Consider the following 15,489-nt stretch of genomic DNA (forward strand, 5'->3'; position numbering starts at 1 on the left):
GGAGCCCCGCTGCTCCTGGCGGGCGGCGGGCGGTAGCGGGCGGTAGGACGCGCCGGCGGGGCGCGCGAAGGACGCGGTGCCCGGTGTCCCCTTCTGGGGTGGGGGACACCGGGCACCGCCGGCTCCGGGAAGATCCGCGGCCCCGCCACGGTTAGTGGAATCGTGAACGAATTCGGGGTACGAGACGATCTCGGGGTACGAGAAGTGGACGTCGTCGTCATCGGCTCAGGGCAGGCCGGGCTCTCCGCCGCCTACCATCTGCGCCGCACCGGCCTGGTCCCGGACCGGGACTTCGTCGTCCTCGACCACGCCCCGCGCCCCGGCGGCGCCTGGCAGTTCCGCTGGCCCTCGCTCACGTACGGCAAGGTCCACGGAATGCACGCGCTGCCCGGCATGGAGCTGACCGGCGCCGACGGCCGGCGGCCCTCGTCGGAGGTGATCGGCGACTACTTCGCCGCCTACGAAGACCGATTCGACCTGCGGGTCCACCGTCCCGTGGAGGTACGCGCCGTCCGCGAGGGCGAGGGCGGGCGGCTGCTCGTGGAGACCTCGGAGGGGCCGTACGCCACCCGCGCGCTGATCAACGCGACCGGCACCTGGGACCGGCCCTTCTGGCCCCGCTACCCCGGCCAGGAGACCTTCCGGGGCCGCCAGCTGCACACCGCGAACTACCCGGGTCCCCAGGAGTTCGCCGGCCTGCGGGTGATCGTGGTGGGCGGCGGCGCCTCCGGGACACAGCACCTGATGGAGATCGCCGAGGTCGCGGCCGAGACCACCTGGGTGACGCGGCGCGAGCCGGTCTACCGCGAGGGGCCGTTCGGCGAGGCGGAGGGCCGGGCCGCGGTCGCCCTGGTCGAGGAACGGGTCCGGCAGGGGCTGCCGCCGCAGAGCGTCGTCTCCGTCACCGGCCTGCCGCTCAGCGATGCCGTCCGCGAGGCCCGACGGAACGGAGTCCTGGAGCGGAACCCCATGTTCGACCGCATCACCCCGACCGGTGTGGCCTGGGCCGACGGCCGGACCGTGGACGCCGATGTGATCCTCTGGGCCACCGGCTTCCGCGCCGCGATCGACCACCTGGCCCCGCTCCGGCTGCGCGAGCCGGGCGGCGGCATCCAGGTGGAGGGGACGCGGGCGGTCCGGGACGAGCGCGTCCATCTCGTCGGCTACGGGCCCTCGGCCTCGACGATCGGCGCCAACCGGGCCGGGCGCGCGGCCGTCACCGAGATCCACCGCCTCCTGGACCGCGCACGGCAGCAGCGGGAGCCGGTGACCGTAGCGTAGGTCAGCCCTCTCCTCTCGACGCGCGGCGGACGAGGTTGAACTCCTCGACGTTCGCCTGGTGTTCGGCGTAGTCGGCGGTGAACCGGGTGTCTCCCGGCTTCACGGTCACGAAGTACAGCCAGTCACCCTTGGCCGGCTCGATGGCTGCCGTCATCGCCTGCTCCCCCGGGTTTCCGATCGGGGTGGGCGGAAGGCCCGCCCGTTCGTAGGTGTTGAAGGGGCTCTCGATCTTGGTGTCCGCGTGGGTGGTGTCGACGGTGGAGCGTCCCAGGGCGTAGTTCAGGGTCGAGTCCATCTGGAGCGCCATGCCCCGGGCGAGCCGGTTGTAGACGACCCGCGCGACCTTGCCCATGTCCTCGGTGGTGTCGGCCTCCGCCTGGACGATGCTCGCGATGATCACCGTCTGGTGCACGCTCACACCGTTGCGCTGGGCGCCCGCCATGATGTGCTCGGCGCCGAAGCGCTTGCCGGCCGTCTGGACCATGTAGCGGAGCAGGCTCTCGGGGGTGGTCGTCGAGAGGACCGGATACGTCGCGGGGAAGAGGTACCCCTCCGGGTTGCCCTGGGCGGCGCTCGGCAGCCCCAGGGCGGTGACCGGGGTGTCGGCGGCCTTGCGGGTGGTGCCGGCGGCGAGGCCGAGGGAGCGGTCGACGGCCGTGTAGACCTGCCCCGCGCGCCATCCCTCCGGGATGAGCAGGGTCCGCTGCTTCTCGGGGGCGGGCTTGTCCTCGCCGCCGAGAACCAGCAGCGGGACGGTGATCGCCGCCGCGACGGCGAGGGCGGCGCCGATGAGCAGGGCGATCCGGCCGCGCCGGGTGAGCCGGGTGCGGCGGCGACGGTGTTCGGGCTGCCAGGTCCGGTGCGTCATGGGCGCACGCTAACCCGGCCCGCCCGCGAAACCGGGGAGCCCCGCACACGCGGCGGCGCCGCCGGCCCCCTGGGACGGGGGACCGACGGCGCCGCTTTCCTGCCGGGCGTAACCGGGCGGATGGGTCAGACGAGCCAGCCCAGGAAGTGGAAGACGCCGGCGAGCAGGTTGGTGATGACGTTCATGGTGGTGCTTCTCCTTGTGCAAAGTGCATCGGTGGGACAGTGCGCGGTCGCGGTCTGCAGCCCGTTGCTTGCGCACCGTAATCATCAGCTGTCACAAGGGAGTTGAGCAACGAATCCGGGAACGATCACACGTTCTGGGGAACAACCGCTCCCACGTTCGCGTGTTCGTCTCTGCGCACCAGGGCTGCGTACCGCCCGTCCTTGGCGAGGAGCTCCTCGTGGGTGCCGCGCTCGGCGATCCGGCCGGTGTCGAGGACCACGATCTGGTCCGCGTCCCGGACTGTGGAGAGCCGGTGCGCGATGGTGATCGTGGTACGCCCGGCGGAGAGGGCGTCCATGGCCTGCTGGACGGCGTGTTCCGTACGGGTGTCCAGGGCGCTGGTCGCCTCGTCGAGGATGAGCACGGGCGGGTCGCGCAGGATGGTGCGGGCGATGGCGAGGCGCTGCTTCTCGCCGCCCGAGAAGCGGTAACCGCGCTCGCCGACGAGGGTGTCGTACCCGTCGGGCAGGCCGGCGATGTGGTCGTGGATCTGCGCGGCCCGGGCGGCCTCGTGGATCTCCTCGTCGGTGGCGTCCGGCTTGGCGAAGCGCAGGTTGTCGGCGACCGAGGCGTGGAAGAGGTACGTCTCCTGGGACACCACGCCGACCGCCCGGGCGAGGGTGTCGAAGTCGAGGTCGCGGACGTCGACGCCGTCGAGGAGGACCCGGCCGCCGGTCACGTCGTAGAGCCGGGGCACGAGATAGCTGAGGGTGGACTTGCCCGATCCGGTGGGGCCGACCACGGCGAGGCTGCCACCGGCCGGGACGGCCAGGTCGATGGAGTCGAGCGTGGGTCGGCCCGCGTCCGCGGGGTCGTAGTGGAAGGAGACGTTCTCGAACGTGACCTCGCCGCCGACCTTCGGAAGCCGGACCGGGTCGGCGGGCTCGGTGATGGAGACGGGCAGGTCGAGGTATTCGAAGATGCGCTGGAAGAGAGCGAGCGAGGTCTGCATCTGGACGCCGGTGGAGAGGAGGCTCACCGTCGGCCGGAAGAGGCCCTGCTGGAGCGAGACGAAGGCGACCAGGGTGCCCAGCGAGAGGGCGGGGCCGCCCGCCTGGACGGCGAGGCCCGCGGCCCAGTAGATCAGCGCGGGCATCGCCGCCATGACGATGCCGATCGTGGACATCCGCCAGCGTCCGGCCATCGAGGAGCGCACCTCGAGATCGACGAGGCGCTCGGACTCTTCGGCGAAGGAGCTGGTCAGGGAGGAGGAGCGGCCCATGGTGCGGCCGAGGAGGATGCCGCTGACGGAGAGCGACTCGGTGACGGTCGCGGCCATGACGGCCATCTGCTTCTGCCGCTGGGTGGTGATCTTCTTGCGCTCGCGGCCGACGCGACGGCTGATCCAGACGAAGACCGGCAGCAGGAGCAGCGAGACGACGGTGAGCCGCCAGTCGAGCGCGAGCATCGCGACGACCGTGGCGACGACGGCGGTGAGGTTCGAGACGAGGGAGGTGGCGGTCGAGGTGACCGTCGCCTGCATGCCGCCGATGTCGTTGGCGATCCGGGACTGCACCTCGCCGGTGCGGGTGCGGGTGAAGAAGGCGAGCGGCATCCGCTGCAGCTGTGCGTAGACCGCGGTGCGCAGGTCGTGCATGACGCGCTGGCCGACGGTGGTGGAGATCAGCGTCTGGAGCACGCCGAAGACGCTGGTCATCACGGCCGTGACGATCATGCCGAGGGCGAGCAGGCTGAGCAGCCCGGTCCTGCCCTGCGGGATCGCGACGTCGAGGATCTCCTTGAGCAGGAACGGCGAGGCCACCGACACCAGGGACGAGGCGGCGACGAGCAGGCCCACGAGCGCCAGCCGGCCGCGGTAGGGACGGAAGAGCCGCAGGATGCGCCGCGTCTGGGCGGGTTCCTTCGGCTGCGTGGCATCACGGGGCGGGGGTGTCCAGTCGGACTCTTCGTGGATACGCATGGGCTCCTACGAGGGTGTGAGAGGTCAAGACGATCAGAGCATAGCTCATTGTTACCTATACTCACAATGAACCAGGTCCTGATAGTGTTCCCCCATGAACAGCCCCGACGCCGACGGCCTCCTCGCCGAGCAGCTCCTCCGCCTCACCCGGCGGCTGCAGCGCAGCCAGAAACGGCTGCTCGAACCGGTCGGCATCACCCCCGCACAGTCCCGGCTTCTGCGCACGGTCGCGCACTACGAGCAGCCGCCCCGGATGGCCGATCTCGCCCAGCGCCTGGAGGTGGTCCCGCGGGCCGTCACCAGCCTCGTGGACGGCCTGGAGGCCGCCGGGCGGGTGCGCAGGGTGGCCGACCCGACGAACCGACGGGTGGTCAGGATCGAGATCACGGACACCGGACGGGAGACACTGCGCGCGTTGCGCAGCGCGCGTCGGGCGGCCGCAGAGGACATCCTTGCTCCATTGACCGTCGATCAGCGCGAGGTGCTCGGAGGTCTGCTGTCCGCTCTGGTCGACCACGTGCCGGAGCGCCGCTGCTGACCGCTCGGGTGCCGGGAGCGCCGAGGGGAGCCGTCCATGCCACTCCTGGAGCCGAACCCGCAGGCCCTGCGCCCCGGAACGGCCCGCAGGGCCGCGCCCGACCGGGTCCCCGACCTCCAGTCCCGGGGCACCCCGCGCCGGCTGCGGGAGGAGCTGGTCGCGCTCCTCGGCCCCGAGAAGGTCCTCTCGAAGATCTCCGACCTGGTGCGCTACGCCTCCGACGCCAGCCCCTACCGCTTCGTGCCGCAGGTCGTGGTGGTCGCCGAGGACATCGACGACATCTCCGCCGTCCTCTCCTACGCCCACGGCAAGGGCCGCGAGGTCGTCTTCCGGGCGGCCGGGACCAGCCTGAACGGGCAGGCGCAGGGCGAGGACATCCTCGTCGACGTGCGCCGGCACTGGGTCGGTGTCGAGGTCCTCGACGACGGCGCGCGCGCCCGGATCCGCCCCGGTACCACCGTCGTCCGCGCCAACGCGGCGCTCGCCCGGCACGGCCGGGTCCTCGGTCCCGACCCGGCGAGCGCGATCGCCTGCACGATCGGCGGGGTCGTCGCCAACAACGCCTCGGGCATGACGGCCGGCACGACCAGGAACTCGTACCGCACGGTCTCCTCGCTCACCGTCGTGCTGCCGAGCGGGACCGTCGTGGACACCGGCGACCCGGCGGCCGACGAGGAGCTCGCCCGCGCCGAGCCCCGGCTCTGCGCGGGGCTGAAGGAGCTGAAGGCCGAGATCGAGGCGGACGCGGAGTTCGTGGCCAGGATCCGCGCCAAGTACGCCATCAAGAACACCAACGGCTACCGCCTGGACGCCTTCCTGGACGGCGCGACGCCGGTGGAGATCCTGCGCGGGCTCATGGTCGGCTCGGAGGGGACGTTCGGCTTCATCTCCGAGGTCGTCTTCGACACGCTCCCGCTGGACCGCGAGGTCTCCACGGCCCTGCTCTTCTTCCCCTCGCTGACCGCCGCCGCGGCCGCCGTGCCGCGCTTCAACGAGGCCGGGGCGCTCGCGGTCGAGCTGATGGACGGCAACACGCTGCGCGCCTCGGTCAGCGTGGCCGGGGTGCCGGCCGACTGGGCCGAGCTGCCCAAGGAGACGACGGCCCTCCTCGTGGAGTTCCGCGCCCCGGACGCGGCCGCGCAGGAGGCGTACGAGCGGGCGGCCGCCGCCGTCCTCGCGGAGCTCGAACTCGTCGCGCCGGTCGCTTCCGTGGAGAACGCCTTCACGCGCGACCCCGGCAGGATCGCCGGGTACTGGAAGGCCCGCAAGGCGTTCGTGACGGCTGTGGGCGGCTCGCGTCCCTCGGGTACGACGCTGATCACGGAGGACTTCGCCGTGCCGCCGGAGCGGCTCGCCGAGGCCTGCGCCGATCTGCTCGACCTGCAGGCCCGGCACGGCTTCGACGCGGCCGTGGCCGGTCACGCCGCCCACGGCAACCTGCATTTCCTGCTGGCCTTCGACGCCGGCGACCCGGCGGACGTGGAGCGGTACGCCGCGTTCATGGACGAGTTCTGCAAGCTGACGGTGGAGCGGTTCGACGGCTCGCTGAAGGCCGAGCACGCCACCGGTCGCAACATCGCCCCGTTCCTGGAGCTGGAGTGGGGGCCGCGGGCGACGGAGCTGATGTGGCGGATCAAGGAGCTCGTCGACCCCGACGGGGTGCTCGCGCCGCGGATCGTCCTCGACCGCGACCCGCAGGCCCATCTCCGCGGGCTCAAGACCATCCCGAAGGTCGAGGCGATCGCCGACCCGTGCATCGAGTGCGGCTTCTGCGAACCGACCTGTCCCAGCCAGGATCTGACGACGACTCCGCGCCAGCGCATCGTGCTGCGCAGGGAGATGATGCGCCAGGGCGACGGGTCCCACGTGGAGGCGAGCCTCCTGGAGGCGTACGGCTACGACGCCGTGGACACCTGCGCCGGCGACTCCACGTGCAAGCTGGCCTGTCCGGTCGGGATCGACACCGGGGCGCTGATGAAGGATTTCCGCCATCGGCGGCACTCCTCGCGCGAGGAGCGGATCGCGGCGCTCGCGGCGGTGAACTTCCGCGCCGTGGAGGCGTCGGCCCGGCTCGCGGTCGCGGCGGCCGACCGGATCGGCGACCGGGTCCTGGCGGCGGCGACCGGTCTGGCGCGCAGGGTCGTGCGGCCCGATCTCGTACCGGAGTGGCTGCCGGAGATCCCGGGGGCGGCCGGCCGCCGGCTCCCCCGGACGCACCGCCCGGCGGCCGTCGCCGTGTACTACCCGGCCTGTGTGAACCGGATCTTCGGCGGCCCGGAGGGCCTGCGCGGGCCCTCCCTGCCGGAGGCGGTGGTGGCGCTCTCGGGCCGGGCGGGCCGTCCGGTGTGGATCCCGGACGACGTGGCCGGTACGTGCTGCGCCACGATCTGGCACTCCAAGGGGTACGAACGGGGCAACGCGGTGATGACCAACCGGATCGTCGCTGCGGCCTGGGGCTGGACGGCGGGCGGCCGGCTGCCCCTGGTGGTCGACGCGTCCTCGTGCACGCTGGGCATCGCCCATGAGGTGGTGCCGTATCTCACGGACGACAACCGGGAGTTGCACGCGGAGCTGACCGTCGTCGACTCGCTGGTGTGGGCGGCCGACGAGCTGCTGCCCCGGCTGGACGTGCGCCGCAGGGTGGAGTCGGCGGTGGTCCACCCGACCTGCTCGATGCGGCACCTGGGGGACGAGGCGCAGCTGACGGCGGTGGCCCGGGCGTGCGCCGACGAGGTCGTCGTACCGGCCGACGCGGGCTGCTGCGCCTTCGCGGGCGACCGGGGCATGCTGCATCCGGAGCTGACGGCCTCGGCGACCGCCCGCGAGGCGGCGGAAGTGACGGCACGTCCGTTCGACCTCCATCTGTCGGCGAACCGGATGTGCGAGATCGGCATGGACCGGGCGACGGGCCGGAGCTATCAGTCGGCCCTGCTGGCGCTGGAGCGGGCGACGCGCGCCTGACGGTCCGTCACTCCTTTGCCGGGATTACGGCCGTGAGATCACGGGTCCCTTACCCCATGTGGGTGAGGGACCCTTGTCGTCCGCATGGACCGGCGACGCGGAATGGAAGAGTCCAACCACCCGTCGCAAGAGTCCAATCCGCGCCCTTGCGCACCACCAGTCCCGGCGGACAGGGTCCTGAGCGGGATTCATGAGCCAGCCGTGCACACAGCTACTGGAGGTTCCATGAACGACAACGCACCGCAGCCGCCGAGCCGCCGCTCCGTTCTGCGGACCACGGCCGGGGTCGCGGGAGCGGGCATCGGCCTCGGCGCCCTGGGCACCACGAGTGCCGAGGCCGCCGCGCCCGAGGCGGCCGCCGCCGAGCAGATCGCCGGACAGACCGCAGGCGCTCCCCGCCGCAGGGGCGCCACCATGGTGAACGTCCCCTTCGCCAAGCGCTCCACGGTCCGGGTCGGGATCGTCGGCCTCGGCAACCGGGGCGGCAGCATGATCGACCTCTTCCTTGTCCTTCCCGGGGTGCGGGTGGTCGCGGTGTGCGACCCGGTCCGCGACAAGACGGAGCGCGCCGCCGCCAAGGTCGTCGCCGCCGGACAGCCCTCCCCCGCCGTGTACACCAACGGCGAGGACGACTACGCGAACCTGTGCAAGCGCACGGACGTCGACTTCGTCTACGTGGCGACGCCGTGGGAGCTCCACTTCGAGATGGCGAAGACGGCCATGCTCAACGGCAAGCACGTGGGCGTGGAGTGTCCGGTCGCGATGACACTCAAGGACCTGTGGGAGCTGGTCGACCTCTCCGAGCAGACCCGCCGCCACTGCATGCAGCTGGAGAACTGCTGCTACGGCCGCAACGAGATGCGTGTCCTGCGGATGGCGCACGCGGGCCGGTTCGGCGAGCTGTTGCACGGCGCGGGGGCGTACAACCACGATCTGCGCGAGCTGATGTTCTCGCCCACGTACTACGAGGGCCCGTGGCGCCGCCTGTGGCACACCCGGCTGCGCGGCGATCTCTACCCGAACCACGGCTTCGGTCCGGTCGCCAACTACATGGACGTCAACCGGGGCGACCGGGCGGTCAGCATCAGCAGCTTCGGTACGCAGGCGCTCGGTCTCGCCGAGTACCGGGCGAAGCACCTGCCCGCGGGCGACCCGAGCTGGAAGGAGTCGTACATCGGGGCCGACCGGACGATCAGCCTGGTCCAGACGGCGAAGGGGCGGGTGATCCGGCTGGAGCACGACGTCTCGACCCCGCACCCGTACAGCAGGATCAACAGCCTGGGCGGCACGCTGGGAGTCTTCGAGGACTATCCCGCGCGGATCTATCTGGAGCCGGACCACCAGGGGCACCAGTGGGGCGACTTCGCGGCGTACGCGAAGGACTTCGACCACTGGCTCTGGAAGGAGCACGCCAATCCGCCGGGGGGTCACGGCGGGATGGACTACATCATGCTCTACCGGCTGACGCAGTGCATGCGGCTCGGCCTGGTCCCCGACTTCGACGTCTACGACGCGGCGACCTGGACGGCTCCGGTGCCGCTCAGCCATGACTCGATCAAGGCCAAGGGCGCGCCGCAGGCGATCCCCGACTTCACGCGCGGCGAGTGGCAGAAGGCCCGGTCCGGCGTGGACTCGGTGAAGCCGGCCTAGCGGGCCCGGAACGCCGGTGGCCGCACCCGCTCCGGAGCGGGTGCGGCCACCTCTGTCGCGGGGAGGCGACAGCTCGGGGGCAGGGCCGGTCAGGCCGTGTGCAGGGTCAGCCCGTAGCGGCCCAGGATCTCGTTGACGGGCTGGAACCAGGTGTTGCCGCCGGAGGAGCAGTTGCCCCAGCCGCCGGAGGTCACGCCCTGGGCCTGGTCGCCGGTGATGAACGAACCGCCCGAGTCGCCGCCCTCTGCGCAGACGTTCGTGCGGGTCATCTGGTACACCGCGCCCACGGCGTAGTTGACGGTCTCGTTCTTGCCGAGCACCGTGCCGCAGTGCCACTTGGTCGTGGAGCCGGAGCGGCAGACGGAGGAGCCGACCGGGGCCTCCCAGGATCCGCGCACGAGCCGGTCCGAGGTCTGTCCCCAGCCGTAGACGACGGGCACGGTCCACCAGCCGTAGCCGGTGCTCACCCAGGCCATGTCGTCGCCCGGGAACGAGGAGCCCTGGAACCAGCCCATGTCCGATCCGTCCCAGCCACGCACGAAGGTGCCGGAGGTGCCGCAGTGCCCTGCCGTGACGAAGCCGCCGTGCACCGAGAAGCCGATGGAGCAGCGGTACTGGTGGGTGTAGTACGGGTCTCCGCCGACGGTCCCGGCGGCGAAGGTGGCGGGCGTCGCGTCCACCTTCTCCACCCGGACGGGTCCTGCCGCGCGGGCGCGGTCGAGGAAGGCCTTGACGTCGGCTCTGCCCGCCCGGTCTGCGGCGACCTGGACGACCACCTGGTTGGCGCGGACGTCGACATGCCAACTGCCCACGGCGGCGGGTGCCTCGAGGCGGTCGATGCGCTGCTTGACCGCGTCGAGCCGGGCGGCGGAGTGGGTGACGACCCGGGCGTCGGCGCCGGTCTTCCGTACGGCCTCGGCCTTCTGGCGGTTCGTCACGGCGACGGTGAGCCTGCCGCTGTCGGAGTCGAACCAGGTGCCGGCGAAGTCGGCGCCCGCCGCCCGTTCGGCCGAGGGCTGGACGGCGAACGCCGCCTTCTCCTGGGCGAGTCGGGTGTGCGCCTGCTGCTCGGTGAGGCCGAGGTCGCGCTGCATGGCGGCGATCAGGCCGGGCGAGGCGTCCGGGTCGGGCGCCGCGGCGGCGGCGGTCGAGGGGGCGAGGGCGGCGCCTCCCCAGGTGGCGACGAGGAGGAGGGCGGAGAGGGCGGTGCGTATGCCGGTCTTCCCGGCGCGGCTGGTTCCACTGAGGCGTCTCACAGGCGTGAACCCTTCTGCTGTTCCTTGGTGTGGGGTGGAACATCAGGTGCTGTGGCGGTGCCGAGAACTCTCCGAGTGGGGCTTTGAGAGCGCTCTCCGGAGGGAGAGAGTAGGGGCTCGGCCGGTACCTGCACAGGGGTCCGCGTCGAAATCGCGCACAGACACGGGCGAGCCGGGACGGTCTGTTGGACCTTGGCCTGTTCTGTACCTCGTTGCGGAAAATCGTTTGCCGCGGGCCTTCCCCCGGCGCGAACCTTGCACGGTTTCCGTCATCCCCCGCACATCGGAATCCCGGGACACCATGCAGATTCGCGATCTACCGTACGCCGACCCAGGGGTCCCCGATGTCCGCTCGGGCACCCGGTTCCTCCTCTGGCTCGGCCGACATCAACTGGGCGGCCAGGTGAAGGCCCTGCTGTGGGGTCTGCTCCTGCAGCTGTCCATCGTCGGACTCTCCCTCGCCGTCGGCCTCGCCGTGCAGGCGGTCGTGGACGGCGACGGCGGACGGCTCGCGCTCGTCGGCGGGCTGCTCGCGCTGCTCGGCGCGGGCATCGCCGTCGGCGACATGATGCTGCACCGCACCGCCGTGACGAACTGGATCACGGCCGCCGCCCGTGTCCAGCAACTCCTCTCGCGCAAGACGGCCGAGCTGGGCTCGGTCCTCACCCGCCGGGTCGCCGCCGGCGAGGTCGTCGCGGTCTCCACCGGTGACGTCGAGAAGATCGGCTGGTTCGTCGAGGCGCTGTCCCGTTTCGCCGCCGCCGCGCTGACGGTGGTCCTGGTCTGCGTGGGCCTCGTGGTCTACCAGCCCGCGCTCGGCGTGGTCGTCGCGGTGGGGGTGCCGGTGCTCATGCTGGCCGTGCTGCCGCTGCTGCCCCGCGCCACGCGCAGGGCCGACATCCAGCGGGAGAAGGCGGGCCGGGCCACCGAGCTGGCCTCGGACACCGTGGCCGGACTGCGGGTACTGCGCGGCATCGGCGGCGAGGAGCTGTTCCTCGGCCGCTACCGGGCCGCCTCCCAGGAGGTCCGGCGGGCGGCCGTCCGCAGCGCCCGGATGTGGGCGCTGATCGCGGCCGTGCAGGTCCTGCTCCCCGGTCTGCTCATGGTGGGGGTGCTCGCCTACGGGGCGCGGCTCGCGCTCGACGGGCGGATCGCGGTCGGCGAACTGGTCACGGTCTACGGCGCGGTGGCGCTGATGCTCCATCCGCTCCGGCACTTCGAGGAGATCGCCATGGCGTACTCCTTCTCCCGGCCCTCCGCGAAGCGGGCGGCCCGGGTGCTCGGCCTCGAACGCACCCGTACGACCACGGCACCGGCAGCCGGGCACCCCGAGGCGACAGGCGACCTGTACGACCCGGTCACCGGACTGCTCGCGCCCGCCGGCCTCTTCACCGCCGTCGTCTGCGGCGACCCGGACGCGGCCGGCCGGCTCGCGGACCGGCTCGGCGGTCATCCCACGGAGCCGGGCGAGGGACACACCTCGGTCCTGCTCGGCGGGGTGCCCCTCGACGAACTGGACCTGGACACCGCCCGTACGGCCGTCCTGGTCCAGGACAAGGACCCGGTCCTGCTCTCCGGCACGCTCGCGGAGCTGCTCGACGTGCCCGCGTCGGGCAAGGTCCCGCCCTCCGAGGCGCTGGCGGCGGCGCAGTGCGGGGACGTCCTGGACGCCCTCGCGCAGGCGTCCGTGGACACCGACGGCGATCCGATGAGGACCCGGATCACCGAGCGCGGCCGGTCGCTCTCCGGTGGCCAGCGCCAGCGCCTCGCGCTTGCCCGCTCCCTGGTGACGGACCCGGAGGTGCTCGTGCTCGACGAGCCGACCTCGGCGGTCGACTCGCACACCGAGGCGCGCGTCGCCGCCGGGGTGCGGGCGCTGCGCGAGGGCCGTACGACGGTGGTCCTCGCCTCCTCGCCGCTGCTGCTCGACCGGGCGGACCGGGTGGCCCTGGTCCACGAGGACGAGGTGGTGGCCGTCGGCACCCACCGCGAACTGCTCGGCCGCGAACCGCGCTACCGGGCGGTGGTCACCCGCGAGACGGACGACGAACAGGCCTTGGAGAAGAAGGTGTCGGAGACACGGCTGGAAGCCGAGCTGGAAGGAGAGTCGGCATGATCGGCCTGGCCCCGCCGGAGTACGACCCGGCGGCCCCCACGGAGGCGACGACCCTGCCGGTGGGGACGACGGCGACCGTGCGGGGTTACGTCCGCGCGCTGCTAAGCCGCCACCGTACGGCGTTCGCCCTGCTCGTGGGGGTCAACGCGATCGCCGTGATCGCGTCGATGGTGGGCCCGTACCTCCTCGGCACGGTCGTCGAGCGGCTCTCGGAGGGGGCGCGCGAGCTGCGCCTGGGGCCGACCGTCGCCCTGTTCGCGCTCGCCCTCGTCGTGCAGACGCTCTTCGTGCGCCTGGTGCGGCTGCGGGGCGCGATGCTGGGCGAGGAGATGCTGGCCGACCTGCGCGAGGACTTCCTCGTGCGGTCGGTCGGGCTGCCGCCGGGCGTCCTGGAGCGGGCCGGGACCGGCGACCTGCTGTCGCGTATCACCACGGACATCGACCGGCTGGCCAACGCCATGCGGGAGGCCGTACCCCAGCTGGCGATCGGTGTCGTCTGGGCGGGTCTCCTGATCGGCGGTCTGCTCGTCACCGCGCCACCGCTCGCCCTGGCGATCGTGATCGCGGCTCCGCTGCTCGTCGTCGGCTGCCGCTGGTACTTCCGGCGGGCGCCGTCGGCGTACCGCTCGGAGGCGGCCGGGTACGCGGCGGTCGCCGCGGTGCTGGCCGAGACGGTCGACGCGGGCCGCACGGTCGAGGCGCACCGTCTGGGCGGGCGGCGGGTCGGTCTGTCGAACCGGCGGATCGCCGAGTGGACGGCGTGGGAGCGGTACACCCTCTTCCTGCGCTCGGTCCTCTTCCCGGTCGTCAACCTCACCCACACCCTTGTCCTGTCGGGTGTCCTCCTGCTCGGCGGGGTGTTCGTGCTCCAGGGCTGGATCGACGTCGGCCAGCTGACCACGGGCGCGCTGCTCGCCCAGATGCTGGTGGAGCCGGTCGGGATCATCCTGCGCTGGTACGACGAGCTGCAGGTGGCACAGGTGTCGCTGGCCCGGCTCGTGGGCGTCCACGAGATCGAGCCGGACGCGGGCGACGGGGCCGTGCGCCCCGAGGGCCGGGACGTCCGGGCCGACGAGGTGCGCTTCGGCTACCGCGAGGGCGTCGACGTGCTGCACCGGGTGTCGATGGACCTCGCTCCGGGAACCCGGCTCGCGCTGGTCGGCCCGTCCGGCGCGGGCAAGTCGACGCTCGGGCGGCTGCTCGCGGGGATCTATGCCCCGCGCACGGGTTCGGTGACGCTCGGTGCTGCCGAGCTGGCGAAGATGCCGGCCGAGCGGATCCGCGAGCACGTGGCCCTGGTCAACCAGGAGCACCATGTCTTCGTCGGCTCGCTCCGCGACAACCTGCTGCTCGCCCGGACGGGCGCGGCGGACGCCGAGCTGTGGGCGGCGCTCGGCGCGGTCGACGCGGACGGCTGGGCGCGCGCCCTCGCGGAGGGCCTGGACACCGAGGTGGGCTCGGGCGGGCTCGCGCTCACCCCGGCGCAGGCCCAGCAGATCGCCCTGGCCCGGCTGGTGCTGGCCGACCCGCACACGCTGGTCCTGGACGAGGCGACCTCGCTCCTGGACCCGCGGGCGGCCCGTCATCTGGAGCGCTCACTGGCCCGGGTCCTCGACGGCCGTACGGTCGTCGCGATCGCCCACCGGCTGCACACCGCGCACGACGCGGATGTGATCGCGGTGGTCGAGGAGGGCCGGATCAGCGAGCTGGGCAGCCATGACGAGTTGGTGGCGGCGGACGGCGCGTACGCCGCGCTGTGGAGGTCGTGGCACGGGTGACATGCGCGTGGGCCCGCCCCCGGAAGGGGCGGGCCCACGCGTCGTACCGGTCCTACAGATAGCCGAGCGCCGAGGCCCCGCCCACTCCGCCGAGCAGCATGAAGGCAGGCATCAGGACCTTCAGCTCGACCCAGCTGCCCGCGCGGAACCGCATCCCCTTCGGCGGCCCGACCGGGTACCAGCGCTTGCGCCCCACGGGGATGGGCCAGAGGATCGGGCAGCCGGAGACGGTCAGGGCGTCGCCGATGTCGTGCACCAGGGCGCCGAGGACGATCGGCAGGCCGAGCCAGAGGTACTCCTGCCCGGGGGCGGTGAAGAGCCAGTCGGCGCCGTTGCCCGGCTGGTCGAGGACGCCCGCGAGGATCCAGGCGCTGGTGGCGCCGAGCAGCCAGACCAGAACGTCGCTGGACATCCGCGCGGCCCGCCACAGCAGGCCCTCCACGGCCAGCACGAGGTGCACGAAGAGGATGGCGAGGACGGCCCAGCGGCCGCCGGTGATGGCGAGGACCGAGGCTCCGGCGCCGATGAGGACCGCCCACAGCCAGGTGTGGGTCAGCGTGCGGTGCCCGCCGGAGCGGCGGGGGTCGGCGGTGGAGCGGGTCGCCTTGTAGACCGCGTACGAGAGCTTGTCGACGATCTCGCAGAGGCCCTTGGAGACCGGTCCGAAGGCGCGCGAGATGGTCGCGGACTTGTGGTCGAGGTCGGGGGCGAGGGCCGCGCCCGCGCAGATGAGCGCGCCGACGACGACAACCGGCCACGGCATCGGGTGGCCGGCGGCGGCAGCGGCCGCTCCGACGCCCAGCCAGGCCGCCGCTCCGGACAGCGAGTGCGCCGGTCCCATCATGGTTGTCCCCGCCCCATTCCTCCGTTGCCGGGCTTCAGTTGACGCCCGGTC

The 15,489-nt window shown here is 72.5% G+C and carries 10 protein-coding genes; 6 read left to right on the plus strand and 4 right to left on the minus strand.

Annotated elements, in window-relative coordinates:
- The first annotated feature begins 162 nt into the window (after positions 1-162).
- The gene (locus tag AB0E14_RS30945; protein WP_362425592.1) at positions 163-1,281 is read left to right on the plus strand and encodes an NAD(P)-binding domain-containing protein; all 1,119 of its coding nucleotides are present in this window, start codon (positions 163-165) and stop codon (positions 1,279-1,281) included.
- A gap of 1 nt (position 1,282) precedes the next feature.
- Here the strand turns inward: AB0E14_RS30945 and mltG are convergent, their stop codons facing one another.
- Positions 1,283-2,149 (minus strand): endolytic transglycosylase MltG, encoded by an 867-nt coding sequence (gene mltG / locus AB0E14_RS30950; protein ID WP_362425595.1) that lies wholly within the window; start codon positions 2,147-2,149, stop codon positions 1,283-1,285.
- A 310-nt stretch (positions 2,150-2,459) separates the two neighbouring features.
- The gene (locus tag AB0E14_RS30955) at positions 2,460-4,295 is read right to left on the minus strand and encodes an ABC transporter ATP-binding protein (protein ID WP_362425599.1); all 1,836 of its coding nucleotides are present in this window, start codon (positions 4,293-4,295) and stop codon (positions 2,460-2,462) included.
- Positions 4,296-4,389: 94 nt separating this feature from the next.
- Here AB0E14_RS30955 and AB0E14_RS30960 point away from each other — a divergent pair, with 94 nt between their 5' ends.
- From AB0E14_RS30960 to AB0E14_RS30970, 3 genes are all read left to right on the plus strand, one after another.
- Positions 4,390-4,833, plus strand: coding sequence for a MarR family transcriptional regulator (locus tag AB0E14_RS30960; protein ID WP_362425602.1), 444 nt, complete (start codon positions 4,390-4,392; stop codon positions 4,831-4,833).
- Positions 4,834-4,869: 36 nt separating this feature from the next.
- Positions 4,870-7,794 carry an FAD-binding and (Fe-S)-binding domain-containing protein gene (locus tag AB0E14_RS30965; RefSeq protein WP_362425605.1) on the plus strand — a complete coding sequence of 975 codons (2,925 nt, stop codon included), beginning with the start codon at positions 4,870-4,872 and terminating at the stop codon, positions 7,792-7,794.
- A 225-nt stretch (positions 7,795-8,019) separates the two neighbouring features.
- Complete coding sequence (locus tag AB0E14_RS30970; RefSeq protein ID WP_362425608.1) at positions 8,020-9,444, plus strand: Gfo/Idh/MocA family oxidoreductase; 1,425 nt, start codon at positions 8,020-8,022, stop codon at positions 9,442-9,444.
- An 89-nt stretch (positions 9,445-9,533) separates the two neighbouring features.
- Here the strand turns inward: AB0E14_RS30970 and AB0E14_RS30975 are convergent, their stop codons facing one another.
- Complete coding sequence (locus AB0E14_RS30975) at positions 9,534-10,700, minus strand: S1 family peptidase (protein ID WP_362425611.1); 1,167 nt, start codon at positions 10,698-10,700, stop codon at positions 9,534-9,536.
- Between the two features lie 301 nt (positions 10,701-11,001).
- Between AB0E14_RS30975 and AB0E14_RS30980 the strand changes: the two genes are divergently transcribed.
- Together AB0E14_RS30980 and AB0E14_RS30985 are read left to right on the plus strand one after the other, a co-directional pair.
- The gene (locus AB0E14_RS30980) at positions 11,002-12,816 is read left to right on the plus strand and encodes an ABC transporter ATP-binding protein (RefSeq protein ID WP_362425614.1); all 1,815 of its coding nucleotides are present in this window, start codon (positions 11,002-11,004) and stop codon (positions 12,814-12,816) included.
- Positions 12,813-14,594, plus strand: coding sequence for an ABC transporter ATP-binding protein (locus AB0E14_RS30985; protein ID WP_362425617.1), 1,782 nt, complete (start codon positions 12,813-12,815; stop codon positions 14,592-14,594). Before AB0E14_RS30980 ends, AB0E14_RS30985 begins: the two co-directional genes overlap by 4 nt.
- 52 nt (positions 14,595-14,646) lie before the next feature.
- Here AB0E14_RS30985 and AB0E14_RS30990 read toward each other — a convergent pair whose 3' ends face one another.
- Positions 14,647-15,438 (minus strand): metal-dependent hydrolase, encoded by a 792-nt coding sequence (locus AB0E14_RS30990; protein ID WP_352190980.1) that lies wholly within the window; start codon positions 15,436-15,438, stop codon positions 14,647-14,649.
- Positions 15,439-15,489: the final 51 nt, after the last annotated feature.

Origin of the sequence: Streptomyces sp. NPDC047981 (assembly GCF_040653315.1) — a bacterium.
In the GTDB taxonomy this organism is placed as follows: domain Bacteria; phylum Actinomycetota; class Actinomycetes; order Streptomycetales; family Streptomycetaceae; genus Streptomyces.

Bases quoted from the DNA above. Each gene is read 5' to 3' on its own strand.
- mltG (WP_362425595.1), bottom strand. From the start codon at position 2,149: ATGACGCACCGGACCTGGCAGCCCGAACACCGTCGCCGCCGCACCCGG.
- AB0E14_RS30955 (WP_362425599.1), bottom strand. From the start codon at position 4,295: ATGCGTATCCACGAAGAGTCCGACTGGACACCCCCGCCCCGTGATGCC.
- AB0E14_RS30960 (WP_362425602.1), top strand. From the start codon at position 4,390: ATGAACAGCCCCGACGCCGACGGCCTCCTCGCCGAGCAGCTCCTCCGC.
- AB0E14_RS30965 (WP_362425605.1), top strand. From the start codon at position 4,870: ATGCCACTCCTGGAGCCGAACCCGCAGGCCCTGCGCCCCGGAACGGCC.
- AB0E14_RS30970 (WP_362425608.1), top strand. From the start codon at position 8,020: ATGAACGACAACGCACCGCAGCCGCCGAGCCGCCGCTCCGTTCTGCGG.
- AB0E14_RS30980 (WP_362425614.1), top strand. From the start codon at position 11,002: ATGCAGATTCGCGATCTACCGTACGCCGACCCAGGGGTCCCCGATGTC.
- AB0E14_RS30985 (WP_362425617.1), top strand. From the start codon at position 12,813: ATGATCGGCCTGGCCCCGCCGGAGTACGACCCGGCGGCCCCCACGGAG.
- AB0E14_RS30990 (WP_352190980.1), bottom strand. From the start codon at position 15,438: ATGATGGGACCGGCGCACTCGCTGTCCGGAGCGGCGGCCTGGCTGGGC.